The 24031-nt window shown below is 38.2% G+C and carries 26 protein-coding genes and 1 other RNA gene; 4 read left to right on the plus strand and 23 right to left on the minus strand.

Translation table 11 applies throughout. The features are described from left to right. Positions 1–145: 145 nt before the first annotated feature. The 3 genes from D1839_RS15375 to metG form a co-directional block, all read right to left on the minus strand. A complete protein-coding gene (locus tag D1839_RS15375) occupies positions 146–1402 on the minus strand; it encodes a G5 and 3D domain-containing protein (RefSeq protein ID WP_120380823.1) in 1257 nt (418 codons plus the stop codon). A 275-nt stretch (positions 1403–1677) separates the two neighbouring features. Beyond that, the gene (locus D1839_RS15380) at positions 1678–2442 is read right to left on the minus strand and encodes a TatD family hydrolase (RefSeq protein ID WP_120380822.1); all 765 of its coding nucleotides are present in this window, start codon (positions 2440–2442) and stop codon (positions 1678–1680) included. 568 nt (positions 2443–3010) lie between these two features. After that, a complete protein-coding gene (gene metG, locus D1839_RS15385) occupies positions 3011–4966 on the minus strand; it encodes a methionine--tRNA ligase (protein ID WP_120380821.1) in 1956 nt (651 codons plus the stop codon). Between the two features lie 695 nt (positions 4967–5661). Here metG and D1839_RS15390 point away from each other — a divergent pair. Next, entirely contained in the window at positions 5662–5940 is a 279-nt protein-coding gene (locus tag D1839_RS15390) for an AbrB/MazE/SpoVT family DNA-binding domain-containing protein (protein WP_050350500.1), read from the plus strand. Between the two features lie 75 nt (positions 5941–6015). Here the strand turns inward: D1839_RS15390 and rsmI are convergent, their stop codons facing one another. The 16 genes from rsmI to dnaX all read right to left on the minus strand — a co-directional run bounded on the left by rsmI (position 6016) and on the right by dnaX (position 18121). Next, on the minus strand, positions 6016–6912 hold the full coding sequence (gene rsmI, locus D1839_RS15395) for a 16S rRNA (cytidine(1402)-2'-O)-methyltransferase (RefSeq protein WP_120380820.1): 897 nt from the start codon (positions 6910–6912) through the stop codon (positions 6016–6018). Next, positions 6905–7180: a GIY-YIG nuclease family protein gene (locus tag D1839_RS15400; protein WP_120380819.1), complete on the minus strand. Its 276-nt coding sequence runs from the start codon at positions 7178–7180 to the stop codon at positions 6905–6907. Before D1839_RS15400 ends, rsmI begins: the two co-directional genes overlap by 8 nt. After that, positions 7170–7913, minus strand: a complete 744-nt coding sequence (locus tag D1839_RS15405) for a tRNA1(Val) (adenine(37)-N6)-methyltransferase (RefSeq protein WP_120380818.1) — start codon at positions 7911–7913, stop codon at positions 7170–7172. The genes D1839_RS15400 and D1839_RS15405 overlap by 11 nt, the downstream gene beginning before the upstream one ends. Positions 7914–8480: 567 nt before the next feature. Continuing rightward, complete coding sequence (gene yabA / locus D1839_RS15410; RefSeq protein WP_120380817.1) at positions 8481–8828, minus strand: DNA replication initiation control protein YabA; 348 nt, start codon at positions 8826–8828, stop codon at positions 8481–8483. 13 nt (positions 8829–8841) lie between these two features. Then, positions 8842–9666 (minus strand): PSP1 domain-containing protein, encoded by an 825-nt coding sequence (locus tag D1839_RS15415; RefSeq protein WP_120380816.1) that lies wholly within the window; start codon positions 9664–9666, stop codon positions 8842–8844. Positions 9667–9672: 6 nt separating this feature from the next. Then, a complete protein-coding gene (holB, locus tag D1839_RS15420) occupies positions 9673–10662 on the minus strand; it encodes a DNA polymerase III subunit delta' (RefSeq protein WP_120380815.1) in 990 nt (329 codons plus the stop codon). 15 nt (positions 10663–10677) lie between these two features. After that, on the minus strand, positions 10678–11112 hold the full coding sequence (locus tag D1839_RS15425; RefSeq protein ID WP_120380814.1) for a YaaR family protein: 435 nt from the start codon (positions 11110–11112) through the stop codon (positions 10678–10680). 29 nt (positions 11113–11141) lie between these two features. Next, positions 11142–11471 (minus strand): cyclic-di-AMP receptor, encoded by a 330-nt coding sequence (locus tag D1839_RS15430; RefSeq protein WP_050350508.1) that lies wholly within the window; start codon positions 11469–11471, stop codon positions 11142–11144. Between the two features lie 17 nt (positions 11472–11488). Continuing rightward, a complete protein-coding gene (tmk, locus tag D1839_RS15435) occupies positions 11489–12118 on the minus strand; it encodes a dTMP kinase (protein WP_120380813.1) in 630 nt (209 codons plus the stop codon). A 2-nt stretch (positions 12119–12120) separates the two neighbouring features. Further along, on the minus strand, positions 12121–13551 hold the full coding sequence (locus tag D1839_RS15440; protein WP_120380812.1) for an aminotransferase class I/II-fold pyridoxal phosphate-dependent enzyme: 1431 nt from the start codon (positions 13549–13551) through the stop codon (positions 12121–12123). A 573-nt stretch (positions 13552–14124) separates the two neighbouring features. After that, complete coding sequence (locus tag D1839_RS15445) at positions 14125–14316, minus strand: sigma factor G inhibitor Gin (RefSeq protein WP_050350511.1); 192 nt, start codon at positions 14314–14316, stop codon at positions 14125–14127. Positions 14317–14407: 91 nt separating this feature from the next. Next, positions 14408–14674 (minus strand): pro-sigmaK processing inhibitor BofA family protein, encoded by a 267-nt coding sequence (locus D1839_RS15450; protein WP_050350512.1) that lies wholly within the window; start codon positions 14672–14674, stop codon positions 14408–14410. Between the two features lie 566 nt (positions 14675–15240). Further along, entirely contained in the window at positions 15241–15453 is a 213-nt protein-coding gene (locus D1839_RS15455) for a YaaL family protein (protein WP_120380811.1), read from the minus strand. A 15-nt stretch (positions 15454–15468) separates the two neighbouring features. After that, positions 15469–16065, minus strand: coding sequence for a recombination mediator RecR (gene recR, locus D1839_RS15460; protein WP_120380810.1), 597 nt, complete (start codon positions 16063–16065; stop codon positions 15469–15471). A 17-nt stretch (positions 16066–16082) separates the two neighbouring features. Then, positions 16083–16397 (minus strand): YbaB/EbfC family nucleoid-associated protein, encoded by a 315-nt coding sequence (locus tag D1839_RS15465; protein ID WP_050350515.1) that lies wholly within the window; start codon positions 16395–16397, stop codon positions 16083–16085. Between the two features lie 32 nt (positions 16398–16429). Beyond that, positions 16430–18121: a DNA polymerase III subunit gamma/tau gene (dnaX, locus tag D1839_RS15470; protein WP_120380809.1), complete on the minus strand. Its 1692-nt coding sequence runs from the start codon at positions 18119–18121 to the stop codon at positions 16430–16432. Positions 18122–18693: 572 nt separating this feature from the next. Between dnaX and D1839_RS15475 the strand changes: the two genes are divergently transcribed. Next, positions 18694–19257 (plus strand): beta-class carbonic anhydrase, encoded by a 564-nt coding sequence (locus tag D1839_RS15475; protein WP_120380808.1) that lies wholly within the window; start codon positions 18694–18696, stop codon positions 19255–19257. A gap of 692 nt (positions 19258–19949) precedes the next feature. On the opposite strand, the gene ffs is transcribed toward D1839_RS15475, so the two are convergent. Together ffs and tadA are read right to left on the minus strand one after the other, a co-directional pair. Continuing rightward, positions 19950–20215: signal recognition particle sRNA large type (gene ffs / locus D1839_RS15480), an RNA gene on the minus strand. Positions 20216–20349: 134 nt separating this feature from the next. Continuing rightward, positions 20350–20823: a tRNA adenosine(34) deaminase TadA gene (gene tadA, locus D1839_RS15485; RefSeq protein WP_183030254.1), complete on the minus strand. Its 474-nt coding sequence runs from the start codon at positions 20821–20823 to the stop codon at positions 20350–20352. A 153-nt stretch (positions 20824–20976) separates the two neighbouring features. Here tadA and D1839_RS15490 point away from each other — a divergent pair, with 153 nt between their 5' ends. Both D1839_RS15490 and D1839_RS15495 read left to right on the plus strand, forming a co-directional pair. Then, positions 20977–21510 carry an isochorismatase family cysteine hydrolase gene (locus tag D1839_RS15490; protein WP_199690258.1) on the plus strand — a complete coding sequence of 178 codons (534 nt, stop codon included), beginning with the start codon at positions 20977–20979 and terminating at the stop codon, positions 21508–21510. A 66-nt stretch (positions 21511–21576) separates the two neighbouring features. Then, the gene (locus D1839_RS15495; protein ID WP_120380805.1) at positions 21577–22869 is read left to right on the plus strand and encodes a glycoside hydrolase family 18 protein; all 1293 of its coding nucleotides are present in this window, start codon (positions 21577–21579) and stop codon (positions 22867–22869) included. 122 nt (positions 22870–22991) lie between these two features. Here the strand turns inward: D1839_RS15495 and D1839_RS15500 are convergent, their stop codons facing one another. Together D1839_RS15500 and D1839_RS15505 are read right to left on the minus strand one after the other, a co-directional pair. After that, positions 22992–23507, minus strand: coding sequence for a type 1 glutamine amidotransferase domain-containing protein (locus D1839_RS15500; RefSeq protein WP_120380804.1), 516 nt, complete (start codon positions 23505–23507; stop codon positions 22992–22994). A 63-nt stretch (positions 23508–23570) separates the two neighbouring features. Next, complete coding sequence (locus tag D1839_RS15505; RefSeq protein ID WP_120380803.1) at positions 23571–24005, minus strand: RrF2 family transcriptional regulator; 435 nt, start codon at positions 24003–24005, stop codon at positions 23571–23573. Between the last annotated feature and the right edge of the window lie 26 nt (positions 24006–24031).

Below are 24031 nucleotides of genomic sequence, written 5' to 3' on the forward strand. Positions count from 1 at the left end.
TTTCTTGTTTCTAGTCAATTCAAGTATAAAAGAATTGGATGTTTGCGTGTATATTTTTTTATGCGCAAATTGTGTGGAAACCCCAACATTTAGTATAGAGCCTAAAAAAATAGCTCCTACCACGATACATGGTAAGAGCTTGAAATTAATTAAGAACTTTCACAGTTACTGTTTTTACACCCCAACTATATGCAGCTTTTTTGGATGGGACATGCACATCAATCCGATTTCCAACAATATGGCCACCTGTGTCACCAGCAACGGCTTCACCATATCCCTCTACCCAAACTCTTGACCCTAAAGGGATAACACTAGGATCAACAGCAATTACTTTCATATTTGGATTAGCATTTAAATCAATCCCTGTTGTGGTGAATCCTGAGCAACCTCCACAGCTAGCCGTGTAAGCACTCGCGGACATCGTAAAGGTGTTTCCTGAGCTTGTTTGCTTCTCCTTAGCTGTTGATACAGTGCTAGGCTTATTATTTGTTTTCGGTTGTTTATTTGCTAATGTTACTAGATTGTTATCCTGTTCCGCTTCTTTTGTTCCTATTACAACAATCCGATTTTTACTTTTCTCAACAATCTCTTCATCAATGAGGTCTCTGCTTACTTCTTTTCCATTCTCTTTCACGATCTGGTAAACCTTCTTCACCTTGCCAGCTTTCCCTTCAGTGAGGACACGTTCCTCACCTTTTAGCAAATTACTATCTTCTCTCTCTTCTGTCTCAAACGCCAGCTCTTCTGTTACACGATCTTTTTCCGTTTTAACACGGACAATGGAAATGACTGTATCCTTTGCCACTGGCTTGTTTAAAGCAGGCTTCACTTTGTCAGCGCTGTCTTTATTAAATGTTACATTTGATTGTTCAAGTACTTCTGCAACAGTACCTCCAGTCGTCCAAATACGCATCTCATTCTCACCATCGTTAACCGTAATCTCATACGCTTGGTCGATTTTCAAATGCAATCCATCAGTAATGGCATCCCCTTTGGCGAAAGAAACATCATCACGTTGATGGTACGACAAGTTATTTTCCTTCAAAAATGCATCTATAGTATCTGTAGTTGTGTAATATTCCGTTTGTTTTCCATTGATTGTCACGAACACTTGCTTTGCTTGTTTGTAGTTGATTTCCATTCCGTTTTTAATGGAATCATTCATGTTGTGGGATAAGTGATCATGCTCTCCGACACGAATACCTACTTCTGCCAGTACTTCTTTTACGGTGCTTTTGTGTGTTTTTACCGTTTGGTCTTCGCCATCGTTTGTTATGACTACTTCTGCCTTTGTAGCATCAAATAAAATGAATCCGGAAAATGCAACAAGTGCTAAAACACCAATAAAAGATAGAACCAGTTTCATTGTCGACGCCGGCATTAGCTTTGAAAACTTTCGCATGCTTTTGCCTCCCTCTTAATGCATTTTGATTATAGTAACAGTTATATGTAAAGTCAAAGTAATTACCGTTACGTTTGCGTTACAATTCCATTACACCACAAAAGAGCAAGGCTTTTTATTAGGTTTCTTATTCTATAAACCTTGGTATATCAAGGTTTATGTCAAAAACAAAACAAGGTAAAGGAAGCAGGGTTTTATTAAAACTTTCCCGCTGTTTTTACCTTGTTTTTCCTATTTTTTAACAAATTAATTCAGTTTTATGACAACCGCCCTAATTATAACCGAAAGAGAGAAAGGGCATTTTTTGTCGTAATTTCACCAATTTCTTCCAAACTAGACCCTCTTAGTGTAGCAATTTTTTCTGCAACTAATTTGACATAAGCTGGTTCATTTCTTTTACCCCGATAGGGATGTGGGGCTAGAAATGGTGCATCGGTCTCAATTAACAATCGTTCTAATGGAACTTGGACAGCAACTTCCTTTGGTAAGGTCGCATTTTTAAAGGTAACTGGTCCCCCAAGTGAGATATAAAAATTCATATCCAAGCAATCCTGTACATAGTCTACAGAATCATTGTAGCAGTGCATGATTCCGCCTACTGATTCCGCCTTTTCTTCCTTTAAAATCGAAATAATATCTTCTGTTGCCTCGCGATTATGAATAATAATCGGCAGTTGTACTTTTTTTGCTAATCGTATCTGCTTGCGAAATACTTCCTTTTGTACCTCTTTCGGTGACTTGTCCCAATGATAATCCAAACCCATTTCACCAAGTGCTACTACTTTAGGATGAGAAGAAAGCTCTTCAATCCACCCTAACTCTTGTTCTGTCATATCTACCGCATCAACTGGATGCCAGCCAACCGCAGCATAAATCGTCTCATACTGTTCCGCAATTTCGATCGCTAATGGAATGGTTTCACGATCAAAGCCAACGACTAACATACGTGTGACACCTGCATCAAAAGCCCGTTTTATTGTTTCTTCACGATCCTCAAAAAAATCCCTTGCGTTTAAATGCACATGTGTGTCAAATAACAAATTGTTCACTCCTTAACAACTTTAGGAAAAGAGGCTGAGACATAAGAAATACTATACAACAAAAGCCATGATCCATTTCCCTTATATAAAATGCTGTAAGTCAACCACTTCAAGAGTTGTAGAAACATGCTACAACGAGCGAGGCGAGAGATAACGCTACTTAAATTCTCCGTTCGTTTAGAGACTTTTTTCATACCATTGTAGTATTAACAGAGACGCCGGGCGCCCGTTTAGCAACGTAAGCGAATGGAACGAATCAACAGGGATAAAGAAAACATGCCATTAAAACTGGAGTATGCTGACGTTTGGGCGGCAAGCTCGTTTTTACAGCCTTCCTTCTTAGCGACGGACCAATGTTCATAGGACGATTTGAAGTCGCATCGTGCTAGGTTCATGCGCCGGACGTGGCTAGTCGGTTATTTCGTTATCTCCAAGCACCTCATTTTTACTTTCTTACTCTTACAAAGAAAGAGCGGATGAAAGAATCCCCCGTTCATTGAAGATTCATTTTAGTGTTCGTTTTTTTAATTAGCTGTTTTAGTTATGTCCCAGCGTCTGTTACATTCCTTTATTTTACAACTGAACCATTCGGAAGATCAGCTTCTACAGATGCTAACACTAGCTTCCCTGTTGCATCCTCTCCACAAAGTATCATGCCTTCTGATTTTTCTCCACGTAACTTCACTGGTTTTAAGTTCGTTACACAAATTACTTTTTTCCCAACTAACTCATCGGGTTGATAATAGAGAGCAATGCCTGATACGACTTGGCGCTTTTCTGTTCCTAAATCTAGCTGTAGCTTCAATAATTTGTCTGCCTTTTTAATATACTCAGCCTTCAATACTTCTGCAACACGCATATCTACTTTCATGAAATCATCAAACACAATTTCTTCTTTTGTTGGTTTCTCTTCTACCTTTGTTTTCTTTTCTTTAGGCGGATTCATCATTGCTTTAATAGCTTGAATCTCTTCTTCCACCTCTAAACGCGGAAAAATCGGTTGCCCTTTACTTACAATTGACCCGCCAGTTTTAATATTACCTTCTTCATAAAGGCTATCCCAATCTTTTAACTTGGCATCTTCTATACCCAGCTGTCGGAAAATTTCTGCTGGAGCTTCTGTTAAAAATGGCTGAAGCAAGATAGCTGCTTTCCGTAAATATTCGGCCAGATGAGCCATCACGTTACCCAGCCGGTCCTTTTTCGTTTCATCTTTGGCTAAAACCCAAGGCTCTGTCTCATCAATATATTTGTTCGTGCGACTAATGAGTTGCCATATAGCCCCTAAAGCTACAGAAAACTGCATTTCCTCCATCGCATCTTCTACTTTTTCTATGGTCTGTTTACCAAATGCTTCTAATGCGTCATCAATATCTGTTTCAGCAGCTTGATATGCTGGCATCTTGCCTGCAAAATATTTATTAATCATGGCTATAGTACGGTTCAATAAATTACCTAAATCATTAGCCAAGTCATAATTCGTTCGCTCTACGAACCCTTCAGGCGTAAATACCCCATCCGAACCAAATGGCACTTCTCGAAGTAAATAATAGCGAAGAGCGTCCAAACCATAACGATCAATTAGCTTCACAGGATCAATGACATTTCCTTTTGATTTGGACATTTTTCCATCCTTCATTAAAATCCACCCATGAGCAAACACCTTTTTCGGCAATGGGAGATCAAGTGCCATTAACATAATTGGCCAATAAATGGTATGGAACCGCACAATTTCTTTACTCATTAAATGAACATCTGCCGGCCAATATTTTTGATACTTCTTGTCATCATCCGTTCCGTATCCTAACGCAGTTATATAATTAGTCAATGCGTCGATCCATACATAAATGACATGCTTCGGATCACCAGGAACCTTAATTCCCCAATCAAATGTAGTTCGCGAAACAGCTAGATCCTCTAACCCAGGTTTAATAAAATTATTCAACATTTCATTTTTGCGGCTTTCAGGCTGAATAAATGTAGGGTTGTCTTCATAAAACTGAACAAGTCGGTCGACATATTTGCTCATTTTAAAGAAATACGACTCTTCTTTTACCTTCTCAACCGGACCGCCACAATCTGGACATTGCCCTTCATCTAATTGCCTTTCTGTAAAGAATGATTCACAAGACGTACAATACCAGCCCTCGTATTCATCTAAGTAAATATCTCCCTGATTAACAAGCTGATCAAAGATTTGCGCAACCATTTTTTTATGACGCTCTTCTGTCGTGCGAATAAAATCATCGTTCGATATTTTTAGCTTTTCCCATAACTTTTGAATACCATCCACCATATGATCGACATACTCTTGTGGTGAAACCCCATTTTCTGTCGCCTTTTTTTGGATCTTTTGTCCATGCTCATCTGTTCCAGTTAAATACATAACATCGAACCCGCGCAATCGTTTATATCGAGCCATCGCATCTCCAGCAACTGTCGAATACGCATGTCCAATATGCAAATTTCCACTCGGATAGTAGATCGGTGTCGTTATATAAAAAGTTCTTTTATTATTTACCATTTGCTTACCTCCTTGTGCATTACCTAACATCCTTTTTTAAGCTATTACTATTGTAGCTTTTATCAGCTTATTTGCCAAATAGAGTGTTAAATACTTTACAATCTAAGATACAAAATGTAAAGTCGAATTATAGTAGAGATATTTTGAAATTAAGTTAAAGTAAATTTTCCATTAGTGGTGGTTTTCATTTGTCCACACAAAGTGCTAGAGGAACAAAAAAACATATTAGTACCGGCATCTGCCACTTTATTGCAGCATAGATTATTCAGCTTCTAAAGCTAGGGTCTTACAGCAACTTACACACGAGATTAAAAATACCCGAAATTAATTGTTTGAATAGTATGCTAAATTTAAGAATGGTTTCGTTCTGCGTCTAGATCAACTATCATATGCGAAATCAAAACTATTTCATAAATTACGTTACCAATAATACACACCATAAGTTTGGTTAAGGGGATAGCTTTAGTATAACCAAAAGAGCCGAAAAAGCCTAATATAGTAGTGTTTTCAAAACAATCCAAATTATTTAATTTTCTGGTAAATAATTATTGACAGAAAAAAGAAACACTGGTATTCTATTGCATAGAAAGATGTCGAATTATGACGATTTTTTTAGTTTACTAATTTTGAAGAACGCTGGCATGTGCGCCCCAAGAAGGCTGTCCCGTTTTTCGAAAGTATAGGGGGGAAATATTTTGAAATCTACCGGAATTGTACGTAAGGTTGATGAACTTGGCCGTGTAGTTATCCCGATGGAGCTTCGGCGTACGTTGGAAATCCAAGAAAAAGATGCAATGGAAATCTACGTTGAAAATGACAAAATCATACTTAAAAAGTATAAGCCGAACATGACTTGTCATCTTACTGGTGAAGTATCCGATGATAATCTTTCACTAGCCAACGGCAAAATTGTTCTTAGCCCAGAAGGTGCACAACAACTCCTGCAAGAAATAGAATCAAGACTAAATAAATAAAGTCTTAAAAGACCCGACGCATACATTGCCCGTCAGGTCTTTTTTCTATACATCTTATTTTATATAAACAGAACTTTAATTTTTGCCCTCTTCCTCCTCCCCACCTTCTCTAACATGGTACTTTTGATAAACTTCCCGTTTGGAAAGCTCCCTTTCTTTAGCTACACGTTTGATTGCTTCCTTACTGGATAAGGATTCTGAATTCAAATAATGTTCTACATGCTCAACAATCGTTAAGCTGCTCCACCATAAGTAGTCTGACTGTTCTGCTTTCGTTTCCCCTTCCAACACAAGACAGCATTCCCCTTTAATTTCTGCTGTATCTAGATAAGCGATTACTTCATCAGCAGTACCACGCAAATAGGATTCGAAACGTTTAGTTAGCTCTCTTGCCAAAGCAACATGTCGATTCCCCATTACATCGCTAATTGCTTGCAGTGTTTCCTTCACACGATAAGGTGACTCGTAAAACAAGAGGGTTGCTTGTAATGAAGCCAGCCGCTGTAATTCAATTCTCTTTTCTTTTTTCTTTCTAGGCAAAAAACCATAAAAATAAAACTCTTTAGCAGATAAACCGGAACCAACTAAAGCACATAAAGCTGCATTAGCACCCGGCAAAACAACGACAGGAATATCATGCTGGATTGCGGCTTGGATAAGCTCATGTCCAGGATCAGAGATTGCCGGCATACCCGCATCGCTCACTAATGCAATCGACTCCCCCTGCATTATTTTCGTTAATAGTTGCTCTCCACGTGCTAATTTATTATGTTCATGATAACTCATGAGCGGAGTAGCTATATCAAAGTGACGTAATAAATTTTTTGTATTTCTCGTATCTTCTGCAGCAATCAAAGATACAGAGCGGAGTGTTGTTAGTGCACGATACGTAATATCTTCTAAATTACCAATAGGTGTCGGTACAACATAGACAGTTGCACGATCTTTTTCAAAACTGTTTTGCTTATTCATTTATCATCACTTCTTTCAGTCTATCCCGAATAAATCGCCATTTTTCTTCTCTTGTTAACTGTTTAATGGTATATTCTTTTTTCATTGCTTGTTCTTTCGTCTCAAAATATTCCACATAAACCACCTGAAATGGTCCCCGGCCTCTCGTATACTTTGCACCTTTTCCTTCTTGATGCATTTTAAGCCTGCGTTCCAAATTATTCGTATACCCCGTATAAAGTGTCCGATCTTTACATCTTAATATATAGACAGTGTGTTTATTTTCCATAAATAATATCCTTTGCTTCTATTGTATATGCCCCATCCTCATCATAAATAAAGAGGGGGGGCAAGATTTTTAAATCTGGTTTACCGTCTCTAGTAGCTTCAATTAATAGCATATTTGCCTCACGTCCTCGCTTCGGGTAAACAAATTGCAACCGCTTTGGTTCTAATTTATATTGACGAAACAAATGGATAATATCCACTAATCTGCCTGGACGGTGCACCATGGCAATCTTTCCACCAGGTCGGACGTATAATTTACAAGCCTTTACCACATCTTCTAATGTGCAATATACTTCATGCCTGGCAATTGTTAAATGTGGATTCTCATTATGCTCTGAGGGCAACGGCGTTGGGAAATAAGGTGGATTACAGGTAATGACATCAAAGCTGCTATGACGAAGCAGTTGCTGCAAATGATTTAAATCAGCATGAAGTATATTTATTTGTTCTGTTAAATTGTTTAATGTCACACTTCTTTCCGCCATTCGATAAATTCTTTCCTGTAATTCCACACCAGTGATAAAAGCTCTTGTTTTTCTGGATAATAGTAATGGAATGACTCCATTTCCTGTACATAAATCAAGGATTCTTCCCCGTTTTATCGGTACGTATGCAAAGTGAGCCAATAAAACAGCATCCAAGGAAAAAGAAAAAACGTCTGGGCTTTGGATGATTTGCATTCCTTTTTCTGCTAATAAATAATCCAATCGTTCATTGTCGTATAACTCAACCATAGATCTATCCTTTCTCCTGCTTTATAAAAAATATGATTAGTACCTGCCACCAAGTGCTACCCTAAAGTCAATGGGATATTCATGCATCTTAACTAATGGTTTGTACCATAATAGTGTGCCTAAAGACTGCTTTAAAACAGGCGCTTAGGTACGTTATTTACTTGTACTTGTTGTAACATAGATTATCCACCATTTGAAATTGGAAGCTTATCTATACTTATAATGATTGATTTAATTAGAATTTGGATTAGCTATTATCATTTTACGCATATAAGCGTCTGTTCAAACAAGGTGGCAAACAGAGGTTGTGTTGATTTCATTTGCTTGCCACCTAAGCTAAGCGACGCCGCTAGTTAAATGATTAAAAGCTACTTTCTCTTCATAACAACAATAAAAATGATAACAGCTATTTTCATAGTTGATCTATTTCCCCTATTTTCCAACTTCCTTCATTTAAACGCCGTGCAGTCATAACTAAAATAACGTGAAAAGAAAAGCTGCCCGTTTCAGGCAGCCAAATTTACTTTTCCTTTAATAGAAAAGGAAAACAAAATTACTTTGTCTATGTTATTTCGTCTTATTAAGAAAGTCTAAGCAGAAGATGCAATCCTCATCTCGTCTTGGACTGCCAAATTCCAGATTACAAATATGGAATCCTTCCTCGTACAGGCGAGCCAAATTATCATAGCCTTCCCCCGGAAAAGTCTTTTCTTGCTGCTTTGTTTCGTCCGTTACATCAGCATTATTATTTGTATGTTCTAAATGACTGCGCAAATGATGGTTTTCCATAGTTAGACGATGATTTTCTTCTAATAGATCACTCAATTTCCCTTTCAAATCACCTAATTGCTCATATAACTCGCCTATTTGTTTTTCCATATCCGAAACCTGATCAAATATTCGCCTATTCTTCACGCTACTCACCCCGTTATTCTGTGGCTTGCGCTAAAATTCCTTCATCAATTAGTTCATCTAACGTATATTCGATTACCCGTTCTTTATCAGGTATTTCTATTTGGATGAGTCGTTCCAGGATGTTTAAGCCAACCACTTTACCGCTTCCAAAGGGAGTTTCCATCTTTTCTCCTAAGTCCGGTAATTCACGTTTAGCTGTCTCATAATCGTCATTCTCATATTTTAAACAGCACATCAATCTGCCACATAACCCAGATATTTTAGCTGGATTTAATGATAGATTCTGATCTTTCGCCATTTTAATAGATACTGGTTCAAAATCCCCTAAAAAGGTAGAGCAACAAAGCATTCTACCACAAGGACCTATTCCACCTAACATCTTTGCTTCATCACGAACTCCAATTTGGCGCAATTCAATTCGCGTTTTAAACATGGCCGCCAGATCTTTTACTAAATTTCTAAAATCCACTCGGCCATCTGCTGTAAAATAGAATATGATTTTATTACGATCAAATGTATACTCCACTTCCACTAAGTTCATATCTAAGTCATGTTGTTTAATTTTTTCTGTACAAGCTTCTAAGGCTTTTTGTGATTGTACCTGATTCTCTACAACCGTTAATTTATCCTTATCAGTCGCTAAACGGATGACTTTCTTTAATGGTAGGACGACATCTTCTTCATCGACATGCTTGTTTGTAATAACTACTTTCCCAAACTCTATGCCACGTATCGTCTCTACAATAACATAACTATCTAGTGAAATCGACTCTCCCCCTGGATCAAAATAATATATTTTACCCGCTTTTTTAAAGCGGACGCCAATTACTTCTATCATTCCCCATCACCTCTGCATTTGAAGTGTAAGCTGTTCCATCACTAATGTAGGATGAACATTTTGCTTCAATTTTCGCTTTGCTTGTAAAACAGCCTGTAAATCAGTTAACAGTTTCTCCTGTGAAACGTACATGGCTGCTCTTTTCAGCAATTCATCAGAAGGGGCGAAAAACACCATCCCAGCTTCATGTTCTATTTGGTAATAAAGAATATCTTTTATGGCAAAAAGCAAGAGATCCAATCCTTCTTCCTGCTCATTTCGCTCTTTGAAATGAGTCACCCAATGCTGATGAATGAATAAATAAACATCTTCAGGATTGGTTAAAAGTATTTCAACTAATTGTATCACTATCCGTCGGGCTGTGGCAAACGACTCGTCGTGACTTTTGTCCGATGCTTCTTGTAAATTATTTGTAATAGCACTCATTAATATCGCACTGCGTTGATCCAATCCTTGCTCTATTAATTGCTTTTGAAATTCGCCTGGGTGAAGGGGGCGTAAATCAATAACCTGACATCTGGATCGAATGGTCGGAAGGATAGCCTGACTATTGTCTGTTAACATAATAGCGGTAGTCTTTTTGCTCGGTTCTTCTAAGAATTTCAAGATTCGGTTAGCTGCATTGACCGTTAATGTCTCGGCACCATTAATAATATATACCTTTTGGTCAGACTCCATGCCAGAATATGTAAATTCCTTTTGCAAATTGCGAATCTGTTCTATTTTAATAGATTGTCCATCAGGATCAATCCAATGCACATCTGGATGATTGCCTGAAGCAATACGTTTACATGCATTACACTTTAAACAAGGGTCAGAAACTGGATTTTTTTCACAAAATAACCCTTTAGCAATCAGGAGGGCAATCGCTTTTTTACCAGTCCCTCGTTCCCCCTGAAGCAAATACGCATGAGAAATCCGGTCTTTTCTTATACTATTTAAGATAATTTTGCTTGCTAATGGTTGAATGTTAGCAACCTCTGACCATGTTTCCATATGTATCTCCTTCATTTACATATATAAGTTAATCAGCAGACCTTTAATCTCTCCTATTAAGCCGAGTAGGTCTACTGCTTTTTTTTCCTGATTCATTATATCTTCCGTTAATTGCATTAGTTTTTCATCAATTTGTTTTACAATTGCTAGTTGTCGGTTGTTACCATTCACACTAAAGCTCTGTGATTTTTGTAAACGGAGACCACTGCCTACCGTCTCTCGTAAAAAACCTTTCACTAATCGTTTAATTTTTGCCAAGTCTTGAAACGAGCGAAATCGAGCCAGCTTTTCCCCTTGCAGTGAAATATTCTTCACAATCACTTGTAGCTCCTGCTGTTTCATATGTGCGGATTGGGACTGAAGCATATTTTGAAAAGCACGTTTTCCCTCATTAGACATGCGAGGAACATGCGTTTCTGGTTGTGCTCTAACTTCTTGACTTATTTTCATACCTTCAGCCCCTTTTTCGTTTTTAACCCTTAAAATTGAAAAAATGATTCGATTGGTAAAATAAACACCGTCGCACCGCCAACCTCTACTTTTACCGGTTTTGGAATGTAAGAATCGGCGTTCCCTCCCATAGGAGAGATTGGTGCAACCATTTGTTCACGGTGTGAGCAATTATCTTTGATAATCGATAAAGCATCATCAACGTAATCATCCTCACAACCAATCATAAGCGTCGTGTTACCTTCTTTCAAAAATCCGCCTGTTGTAGCAAGCTTGGTTGTTTTAAAATTTTCTTCTCCTAATGCATCCACCAGACGATTAGCGTCTTTATCTTGAACCACTGCAATAAGTAATTTCATTGTTAGCCAGCTCCTTTTTATTTTTTTAATAAAGATAGGATACGGTCAAAGGCTTCCTGCTCAACAGTTTCCAGCGTCAGATTCGCATCAATAGACTGAATTCGTGCTGGGAATCTTTCTGCAAGTATATGATACGCTTTGTATACATGTTCGTGAAATGTAAGATTTTCTAAATCTAAGCGGTTTTGTTCTCTATCTTTATTCGCCGCAATTCGTTCTAATCCTTTTTTTGGCTCTATATCAAAAAATAATGTCAGATCTGGCATACAATCGCCAATTGCAAATTGGTTAATTTTTAATACTTCATCCATACCTAGCCCACGAGCGTAACCTTGATATACAAGACTGCTATCTACAAAGCGATCACAAAGTACTATTTTACCTTGCTTAAGTGCTGGTACGATCTTCTCGGCAAGATGCTGGCTTCTCGCTGCTGCATATAGTAACGCCTCTGTATGCTCTTCCATCTCTGTATGGAGCGGATCTAAAATAATTTTTCTAATCTTTTCTGCAATTTTTATTCCACCTGGCTCACGGGTAGCAAGCACATCATAACCAGCTTGGCTTAGCCTTTTTGTTACGGTATGCAAAACGGTTGTCTTCCCAGCTCCCTCGCCGCCTTCAAATGTGATAAAGTATCCGCCCAATGTCATTCTTCCCCTTTTTCTATTTCTGCATATACATAAATGCCATTTGTATGTCGTTGTTGTATGCGTAATCCAAGTTTTTTCATATGTTGTATCTTTTCAATATGTGCTTTGGTTATTTTTTCTCCTTTAAGAAGCAACGCAATTCCAGGAGGATATGGAATAATTGCTTCTGCAGCAATATATCCCTCAGCAGCGTTCAAAGGGATGCACTTAATAGAGAGTTGGTTCATTATACCATAGGATAATTCCAACTCTTGTATACGAGCAGGTGTAAAATGATTTATGTCTATTGTACCATGCTTTACTATATTTTTTAATTGCCCGTTCACTGTTTTCATTGCTTTTCTTAAATACTCTGTGTCTATAAAAGGTACCAAGCTATGAATTAATAAGATCTGCTTCTCCGTCACAAGTTCTGGATATATTTGCTGTTGCTCCAACAAATTACCAACTTCTTTTGCTGCTAAGCCATCTTTAACATGGAGCGTGATTTTTAATGGATCATCACTTGGTAAAATATCCCAATAGGAAGAGTTCGCAAAAATATGTTTAACCGTCTGGACACTTTCCATTAATTCTGTAATCGCCTTTCGTGTCATCGATGCTAAATAATAACGCGCCAAATCTAATGAAGCTAATAGAGGATAAGACGGGCTACTCGATTGCAGCATTTGTAAATATTGTGCTATTCGCCCGATCGAAATCCGCTTGGAATTACAATGTAAATAGGAGCTCATCGTCATCGCTGGTGCCATTTTATGAGCGGATTGGACAACCACATCAGCCCCTTGACTTAAAGCCGAGGCTGGAAAGTGCTCCCCAAGCGAAAAGTGAACTCCATGAGCTTCATCTACTAACACAGGGATATCAAAAGAATGTACAAGTTCAATCATGTCACCAAGGTTATAAGTGGATCCAAAATAATCTGGGTAAGTAAGAATAACTGCCTTTGCATTTGGGTACTGTTCTAGCGCTGCCTGCAACCCAGAAAAAGGCGGATGCGTATATCGATGTACTTTTTCATCGTATTGTGGTGCAACAAACACTGGTTTGGCGCCACTCAATTCTAACCCATTCATTACTGATTTATGGCAATTACGCTGGACGATAACGGTATCGCCTTGTTTACATGCGGCTAAAATCATCGCTAGGTTACCTACAGTGCTTCCCCCAATAAGAAAAAATGTCTGCTCCGCCTGAAAAAACGCCGCCGCTAATCGCTCTGCGGCAGCAATGATCCCTTCTGGCGCATGTAAATCATCTAGGCCAGTTAATTCTGTCACATCTATTTTTAGAATGGATTGAAAAACATCCCTTGCTTCAGCTGGGAATACATGACCATTTTTATGACCTGGCACATGAAAAGAAATAGGATGCTTTTTCTGAAATTCTAGTAATGCATGATACAAAGGCAATTGTTGCTGTTCCATATATGTATACTCCTAAATATTATCTACTGAATACTTCACCCCATATTAAACATGGTGATAAAAAGGGGGCTCGTTTATTCTCTATGATTGTTAGATCAACGAATCCACATTAGGCGCTATGATCTCTCGTACTTGTTGCAGTTTACATTATCAATGCCTAAATTGGGAATTTTGCAACAACATCATAGAAATAAAGTAGTCAAATATCGTTTTTATCTAGCTTAACATATCTTGGATGCATAGCAAGTTTATTTGTCATGGTTCTTAGATCGAACGAAGGCGCGGGCGGGGTGCCCGTTTAGCAACGTAGCAACTGGAACGAATCAACTAAAGTTTTTGGAATCATGGTCCTGCAACAGGAGTATGCCGACATCGGGCGGCAAGCCCGTTTTTAGTCGGCCTTCCTCTTAACCACGAACCAATGATAACTTATCGTAGGGCGGTTTGTGAAGTTGCCTAGTTGCTGGGGGCTAAGCCGGACGTGACTATTCCGTTATATCGTTATTCCAATGCCAAAATTTTTATACTTTCTTATCTCTCGAAAAAAGCCTTTGCAAGCAAAGACTTTTTAAACTAGGAATATAGTTTCGGTTTCGTGATATTTTTTAATTTACGTAAATAATAGTTATATTTCTCTTCTCTAGGTTCTGTATGAATCATATTGTGCTCACACTCGCAACAAATAAACATGGTATATAAATGAATACCATCCTTCTTTTCCTCTTCACAAATGCCACAACGTTCATATATGGTTCGCTGTTTCATATCCCCACCTCCATATTCATTAGCTTCTCCTAAACTAATGAATTTTATACAGGGAATCTTTGAAACTTTTTCCATGGACTCATAGCTTGTCTTACGGAATAATAAACAAATGAATTGCGGCTAAAGAAGCTATACCAAAAATGCCAAGAAAACCAGATACTACAGCCGTGAAAAAATTGATCGGGATGTGTAATCCAATGGCACCACCAAATACATTAATAAAAAATAGCAGCAAAACTCCTATCCCTAACTTTACAGTAGTTTGCCCAATGATACGCATAAATTTAACAGGCGTTCCTACTAACAACAACAGGATGATTAATCCTACCATAATCGAAATGACTAATGTCGAGCTCAAATCCTTCACCCCTTTTTCTTAACCAATCGCAATTTTTTTCTATGACCTCTTTCTACTATGTATGCATGTATAACATAAAAAAGAACTTACCTGAGCTAATCCTTCGCTTCGTTAGGACAGGAAAACATCATCCTATGAATATAGTTGTTCATTCCATTCTCCAAAACTCGAGCGTTAAACAAAGCGGAAACTAGCCACTCTTATAGATAGGTTACTTCTTCCATGGATAGAAAGACCAAATGAAACAATTCCTATATAAAGGGAATGTCAGTAAGAGCTACTTCATTCACCACCTCTCTGATTGTTAATACCGTATGTTAAGATCTAAAGGTCTACGAATTGGCCATCTAGGTGATGATATAATCTCTCACTTAAGACTTGCTGTAATGCAAATTATCCAATTCCAGAAGTAGGAATTATACAGCATTTTTATCTTATAAGATAAATAAAAGACAAGCTCTCTCGTCTTGTCTTTTTGAATATAGTATTCTGTTGTATGTTGCTTCAATATAGCGGCTAAGACAGCATTTATATCAATCCGCTCCGCTAGTTTGTCTTTGAAAATACTAATGAAAGTTGGCACGTAATTTTCGGTGCCTAGCTTCCCTGAGTAAATAGATATATTTAGCCCTGGAAATAGCTTCCCAATAGTGCCCATCTATGGTAGGCTCTACACTCTTGGAAACGATGGATGCTATTTGCTTCCACTCTAATTCCAGTTCTCTCATCGTACGTAATAATTCCTCATCTACATCTTTTTTCTTTATTTTTTTTGCCATGTATCCACCTAATTCCTACACATCTCTTCTACCTTCCAGTGCTTTGGAAAGTGTAACCTCGTCTGCATACTCCAAATCACCGCCTACAGGTAAACCGTGAGCAATCCGTGTGGTACGAATGCCTGATGGTTTAACAAGTCGGGAAATATACATCGCTGTTGCTTCTCCTTCAATATTTGGATTGGTAGCAAGAATTAACTCCTCTACCTCTTCGTCCTTTAATCGCTGAATCAGACTGGGTACATTAATATCTTCTGGTCCAATACCGTCCATTGGGGAGATAACACCATTTAATACATGGTATTTTCCATGATATTCTTTCATTTTTTCCATTGCAATAACATCTTTCGGATCTTGAACGACACAAATAATAGATTGATCTCTTGATGTGTCCTGACATATCGCACAAGGATCCTGATCGGTAATATGTCCGCAAACAGAACAATGTGTCAGCTCACGCTTGGCATTTACTAATGAATTAGCAAAGTCCAAGACATCATCTTCTTGCATATTTAATACAAAGAATGCCAGACGGGCAGCCGTTTTTGGGCCAATACCTGGCAATTTGGTAAAACTGTCGATCAGTTTAGAAATCGGTTCTGGATAATACATTCATGTGCCTCCTAGAATTAGAACATTCCAGGCATATTTAACCCTTTCGTGAATTGTCCCATCGTATCATTTGTTTTATCATCAATTTGCTTTAATACATCATTCGTTGCTGCTAGGATAAGGTCTTGCAGCATTTCTGCATCATCTGGATCGATTACCTCTTCTTTTATTTGCACATCAGTTATTTCCTTTTTACCATTAGCAACAACTGTCACCATGCCACCACCAGCAGATGCTTCGAATGTCATCTCATGCAGTTCATCCTGTGCTTTCATCATTTTCTTTTGCATTTTTTGCATTTGCTTCATCATATTATTCATATTTCCCTTCATGGAAATACCTCCTTTTTAAAATTGTAATCAAATTAATCGTGAATTTCTATTATATCATCACCAAATAGCTTCTGCGCTTCCATAACTACTGGATCTTCAACAGCTTCCTCTTGGGATGAGGTTTTTTCTTGTTTAGCAACATACTCATTGCGAAGTTCCACCCAATCCTTCTCTGGGATCGGAATAATGGTCAGCGTTTTCCCTAATATAGAAGTCAAAACGGATTCTACCGTTTCCTGATTATCTAAAAACAATGAACAGTGAATCTCATATTTAAATGCTACGACAAGAGCTTGATCGGATGCTGCAGCGGGTTTACTATCCTGAATCGTAGCATGTGCAGGAGCGCTTGCCTTTTTCAATTGCCCTAAAAATGTTCCCCATTGGGAGTGAACTTGCTTTAAGGCTGATTTTTCTGCTTCACTCAACACATGTCGGATCCGCTCGTAAGGTATTTTATACGTGTTTTTAGCAGACCGATTAGGTGCTTTTCTGCTTTCGCGCTGTGGTGCTAGCTGTGCTGGTATGACTGGATTTTCCTTCAGCAACTTTATCTCCTTTTCCAGCTTGCCAACTTGTGAAGAAAGTCTTGTAATCGTATCTGAATCGGCTAAGGAATTATTGTTTACCCCTTGTTCCTGTATACCATTGGCTATTGTTAAAATAGCAATTTCAATATAAACTTTCGGGCTATTCGTCCATTTTATTTCCTGTTGACACTGATTTAATTGTCTCATGGCTTCCTGTATCCATTGGTTTGGTACAGTATCTGCTAACACTTGAAAAGGCTCATCCACCCTCGCCCGTTCCAATAATCCTTCCAATGTTGGAGCACTCTTGTATAACAGCAAATCACGCAAGAAATAAATCATATCATAAACGAAGCGAGCAGGATCTTTTCCTTTTTGAATTAATTCATTCAATTCCATTACCGCTTGCTGGATATTTTTTTCATACATATGACGAATGATATTCGTTAATGTGTGTTGGGAGACCCCGCCAGTAACAGCTAAAACATCCTCCAGTTCTACGGATTCAGCACTGTAGGAGATAGCTTGATCAAGAATACTTAACGCATCACGCATCCCACCTTCAGCAGCCAATGCTACGGTGTCTAAAGCTTCCTTAGATACGGTAACTCCTTCCGCTTCCACAATCGTTTGTAACCGGTCGACAATAGAAGTGTTGGAGATCGGCTTAAAATCAAACCGCTGGCATCTGGATAAAATGGTTAGTGGGATTTTATGTGGTTCCGTTGTCGCCAAAATAAATACTACATGGCTTGGCGGTTCTTCCAGCGTTTTCAGTAAGGCGTTAAAAGCATTTACCGATATCATGTGTACCTCATCAATGATATATACTTTGTAAGGTACTTGACTGGAAGCGTATTTTACATTTTCTCTAATCTCTCTTATATCCTCTACGCTTGTATTGGAAGCAGCGTCAATCTCAATGACATCGGAAATCGATCCATTCTGAATTCCTTTACATGCAGCGCATTGATTACACGGCTCCTTAACTGGGGAACGTTCACAGTTAATTGTTTTGGCAAAAATCTTCGCAGCACTCGTTTTTCCTGTCCCTCTTGGTCCAGAGAATAAATAAGCATGAGAGAATTTCTCCTGTGCAATCGCATTCTGCAATGTTCGAGTAATATGGGCTTGCCCAACGACATCGGCAAAAACCGTCGGACGCCAAACGCGATATAAAGCCTGATAGCTCATGATATGATTCTCCTTTAAAATCTCTTTCTAATTATACTCTATTTATGGGGGAAATGTGAACCATAGCGATATATAGTGAAAGCAAACATTGAATTATTTGCTAATGGCTAAACAAGAGCGAATGCTGTTGGGGAGACCCGCAGAAAAAAATGCAAATTGTTTTTTCGCTATTAGGAGAGTATAAGTTTTTTTCGTTTATGTAAAACAAAAACTTTCGCCTTGACAAGCCAAGCTTTTCTAACGAGGAGGCTATGACAACAAGCCTCTGGAAAGCGTTGTGTTTTTCCTCCGCGATCACTTACGCCTGTATGTTTTTTAAAACAATTATTGCACTAAAAACCAATAAAAGTGTCATAAATAGAGTACTGAAAATATAGAGGATATATCTATATCGAGAGAAACGTAAGACAGACTTTTTTAAAATGAATATGCGAAATGCCAATTTTTTCGATATAATAAATATATATTAAAACAGTCTAGCTTTTAAAAGTTGATAGAGTTTTTTCTTTGAAAAGCTAATTGCTAAACAGCAAGCTAACAGCTTTTATATTTACTAAAAAGGGGTTTTGTATATGAAACTTTTAGGAGAAATCTTAACACATAATAAAGATTTTGTAGAAAAAAAGGAGTATGAAAGCTATCAAAGCAGTAAGTTTCCTAATAAGCATGTCCTTATTCTCTCTTGCATGGATACAAGGCTTGTGGAACTACTACCAAAAGCAATGAACATCTCTAATGGAGATGCAAAAATACTTAAAACAGCAGGAGCGCTTGTTTCCCACCCGTTCGGAAGTATTATGCGTAGTATTTTAGTAGGTGTCTATGAGCTTGAAGTAGATGAAATTTATGTTGTTGGGCATCATGATTGTGGTATGGCCAGTGTAAAAGCAGAGCAAACGTTAGAGAAAGTAAAGCATCGTGGCATCTCTCAAGAAACATTGGACACACTGCAGTATTCAGGAGTTGATTTCAACCGTTTCTTTCGAGGGTTTGATAGTGTGGAAGATAGTGTAAGACATAGCGTCTCCACGATTGGAAACCACCCGTTAATGCCTGGAACAGTCCCTGTTCACGGACTTGTGATGGATCCAGAAACAGGAAAGCTTAATCTTGTTGTGGATGGTTATAAGAAATAGTCTAATGAAAATTAAAGAGCTGGTAAATAATTGGCAACTGATTAAAAAACTAACCATAAATCGAATCGCCAATTATATACACGCAAAGTTTTTACCCAAGTAAAGATAGGTGACATCTGCGGGAATGGGAAGAGCTAAAGATCCTACAGGAAAGCGAAGTATTTTACCATAGCGGTGATAGATTTTTTTCATGGGAATAAGCCCATTAGATAATTAGGAATAGATTGTTCGCCTTATTTGTCCGTTTTGTTATATGAAAGTACATGAGTTTCACCTCCTCTTGTACTTTTTTTGTATAGTAACTTAAACTGAAAGCCATAACTGTAGATGAGTAACCCAACATACAGAGCTTTTGGTAAATTGTTTTTAGGGAGTCTACAACAGCTCTTTATTTAATGAGTTATAATCTAGGCGTTTGTTTTCATACAAGAATACAGAACAAGGAGTGCGTGACTTGAAGAATAGCGTAATAGACAATGTGAAGATTTTGCTTTATGGAGATCCTATCATGACATTAAAAACGGGCAATTTAAAGTAGGTAGATGCAAACGTATTTACCTACTATTTTCCATAAGCCCATTATTGCATAAGAAAATCAGAGCCATTCTTTCGGCAAAACGATTGGGTTTTCTTATAATATTAGAAAAGCTCTATCCAATATTGGACAGAGCTTTTTATAGTCATTATGTATACCGTGCACCCCTCATCGATACGGTGACCCTATGCGTTACTTAAGTTCATGGCTCGGATTAGGCTTCCCCGCGGCACACAGAAATGACCACTTACTGCTGCTTCCTTCCGGACCTGACAGGGTTCATGGGTTTCTGTTGCGCAGGACCTAAGCGTCAACACCAATCCCTTAAGGCAGACCATAAAGTCATCGTACCTCAGACGGGAATTCGGCCTCGCTATAGCGGATTGCGAGTATAGGGCACCGCTACCTCCCCGCTTAGCACGGTACTAACCATTATAACGAGAATACAAGCAAATTGCAATAGAAGATGATGGAAAGATCGGAACCGAATTTGTTAAAAAAGGACATTAAAAGAGAAAACGTAGTTGCTGAAATTTATGGAAGGCATCCTAAAACTTCTAATTCTCTTTTTGATCCAACTTCTTTCGCTCGCGAATCATTTTAAAAAAATCCTTTAACAAATTGGCGCATTCTTCTTCCAATACGCCTGCAGTCACATCAACCTGATGATTAAATCGTGCATCATCTAGTAAATTAAACAGTGTGCCGGCACAGCCAGCTTTCGGATCATATGCACCGTAGACTACCCGTTTTATTCGTGATTGTACTATTGCACCCGCACACATCGGGCATGGCTCTAACGTAACATACAACGTACAATCCTCCAGGCGCCAGCTGCCAATCTTTTCATTCGCTTTTTGAATGGCAAGTAGTTCTGCATGTGCTAATGTGCTTTGGGTCGTTTCACGTAAGTTATGCGCAGTAGCAATCACTTCATTATCATATGCAATAAGAGCCCCAATCGGAACCTCCCCTTGCTCTGCTGCTTGTTTTGCCTCTTGAATAGCCATTTTCATCATATATTCATCCATCAAAGGTATCCCAACATTTCATTTTAGTTTGAAAAATAGAGAATCGGTAATAATACATAAAAGCACTTTTGGAAAAGCAAAGATGTTACTAGAATCCTCGTTTATCCACTTTTCCATAGCAATTGCGCATACATGAAGAAAGGAGCAACAATAGTGAACGTACCTTTAAACGATAGCGCTGTTTTGTTTGTAGATATTATTAATGATTTTAATTTTCCTGGCGGGAAGGAATTAGAAGCGAATACAAAACAAATCCTTCCAAATCTAATTAAATTACGTAACTTCGCTAAAGAAAAGAAGCTTCCAATCATTTATGTTAATGATCATTACGGACTTTGGCAAGCAGACTTTCGGAAAATCACCGATTATTGCTATAACGATAAAAGTAAAAATATCATTGAAAAGTTAGAGCCAGACGACGATGATTATTTTTTAATTAAACCACAGCATTCTGCTTTTTTTCAAACTCCTTTACAAGCATTATTAACAGAACTTGGGAAAAAACATCTTATTTTGGCGGGTATTGCTGGAGATATTTGCATTCTATTCACGGCTAAAGACGCTTATATGTATGGGTACAGCATGTATATACCAGAAAATTGTATGGCTTCAGAAGGAAAGGATAACAATGACTATGCTTTATATTTATTACATGCTGTCATGAAAGCAGATACTACAGCAATATAATTGACATATCCAAGCTTTCCTCCTCATAAACTAAAAGTAGCAAAACTTTGAAAGGAGGGAGTTTGTTTGCAAATCCACGTCGTTACTGCTGGAGATACGTTGTTTGAAATTGCTACTACATACAGTACATCGACCCAGGCAATAATCAATGCTAATGAGCTAGATGCGCCTAATAACCTTGTGGTCGGTCAAGCTTTGGTTATTCCTATCATTGGACAGTTTTATTTTGTCCAGCCTGGTGACAGCTTGTTTTCAATTGCACAACAATTTGGGATATCCTATGAAAGGCTGGCACAAATTAATCGTATTCCTCCAGGCAATGTTTTACCCGTAGGATTTCGTCTTTATATACCGCCCGCTCCTAAGGTCCCTATAACTACAAATGCTTACATTGAGCCTACCGGCGATACCGTTTCGGAAACACTTAAAAACTCAGCCCAAAAAGCAGCACCTTATTTAACCTACTTAGCCATCTTTAGCTATCGAGTAGGTCGGGATGGAAGCTTAATGCCACCACCGTTAAATGGGCTTGCAGAAATTGCAGAGCAGAATAATACAGCAAAAATGCTCGTCGTAACCAACCTTGAGGGAGGAGAATTCAGTCAGGAACTCGGTCATATTATTTTAACTGTACAAAGCGTACAAAATACACTGCTCGATAATATTATTAATACCGCAACCACTGGTGGATATACGGATGTCCATTTTGATTTTGAATTTTTGCCAAGTGAAGATCGCGAAGCATATAACGCATTTTTGCGTAAGGCAAAGGAACGACTTTCCCAAGCAGGATTACTAATGTCAACTGCATTAGCACCGAAAACAAGTGCCACTCAACCCGGTCAGTGGTATGAAGCACATGATTATGCTGTGCATGGGGAAGTTGCTGACTTTGTTGTCTTAATGACCTACGAGTGGGGCTATAGCTATGGTCCGCCATTAGCGGTTTCCCCTATTGATGAAGTACGTAAAGTAGTGGATTATGCTCTCACAGAAATGCCTGCGGACAAAATTTTATTAGGACAAAATCTGTATGGTTATGATTGGACACTGCCTTATGCGGCGGATGATGGAAAGCCTGCACAAGCTATTAGTCCGCAACGAGCAATTGTTATCGCTCGGGAAAATAATGCGGAAATTATGTTTGATCAAGGAGCACAGGCTCCGTTCTTCACCTATACGGATAGCACAGGAACGAGACATGAGGTTTGGTTTGAGGATGCAAGATCCATTCAGGCAAAGTTTAATCTAATTAAAGAATTAGGCTTGTTAGGCATTTCTTATTGGAAGCTAGGGCTCGCCTTCCCACAAAATTGGTTATTATTACAAGATCAGTTTAAGATTACAAAGTTAACATAAGTTTATGCAGTCACTTTTACTACGTTTATGGAGCATTAGAAAACTGCTTGTACGATACAACTTTAATTCAAATAGTTGGAAAAAATAAGCCCTCTGCTGAAAGAGGACTTATTTTTTAATTCCTATTTTAATACATTTAAAGACTCACGATTAAAAGCCGGAATGTCATCTGGTTGGCGGCTTGTAACGAGTTGATTTTGGCAAACAACTACTTCTTCGTCTACAACCTTAGCGCCTGCATATTCCATATCCACTTGGATGGATTTAAATCCAGTCGCTTTTCTTCCTTCTAACGTTTTCGCTGTAATTAACAGCTGTGGACCATGACAGATGGCAAAGACAGGTTTTTTCTCATCCATAAAATGTTTAGCAAATGTAACAAACCGTTCATCTGCCCGTAGCATATCCGGAGAAAAACCACCTGGTATAAACAACGCATCAAAGTCACTCGGATTTACATCGTCAATTCCGTAATCAATGGTAACAGTAGCTTGGTTGTTTTTCCCTGTTACCTGTTTCCCTTTTTCTTTTTCAATTGTAACTACTTCATACCCAGCATCTCGAAAAGCTTTGGCTGGATCTGTATATTCTACATCCTCAAACATATCTGTGATGACAGTAGCAATTCTTTTACTCACAAACGATTCCTCCTTTATGAATATTACATAAGTAAGTTTTCCCGAAAATCATAAACTAAAACATCATATGCCCATTAGCTTACGTAATTCTTGTTCGTTATGGATCAAATCCTTCAATGTATATTCATCTAACACTTGAAAAAAAGCCACCAATGCTTTGTTTAGTGCATGTTTTAAAGTGCAGGCTGGCGAAATAACACAGTGGTTGGATTCCTTGTTAAAGCACTCCAATAATACAAAATCATCTTCCAATGTTCGAACTAATTGGCCGATATTGATTTCTTCCGCTGCCTTTGCCAAACGGATACCCCCATTCCTGCCTCGAATGGATTCGATAAGTCCTAGCTTTGTCAAGTTGTGAACGACCTTTCGTAAATGCTCCTGTGATATATGATAAACGGTAGAAATTTCCTTAATAGTAGTTAGTTCCTGTTCTTTTTCCATTCCAGCTAATATTAATACGCGAAGTGAGAAGTCGGTGTATTTTTTAAGATTCATGATGTCACCTACTAAATAATTGTTTT

Source organism: Roseburia sp. 1XD42-34 (genome assembly GCF_009917385.1).
Classification (GTDB): Bacteria; Bacillota; Bacilli; order Bacillales; family Amphibacillaceae; genus Virgibacillus.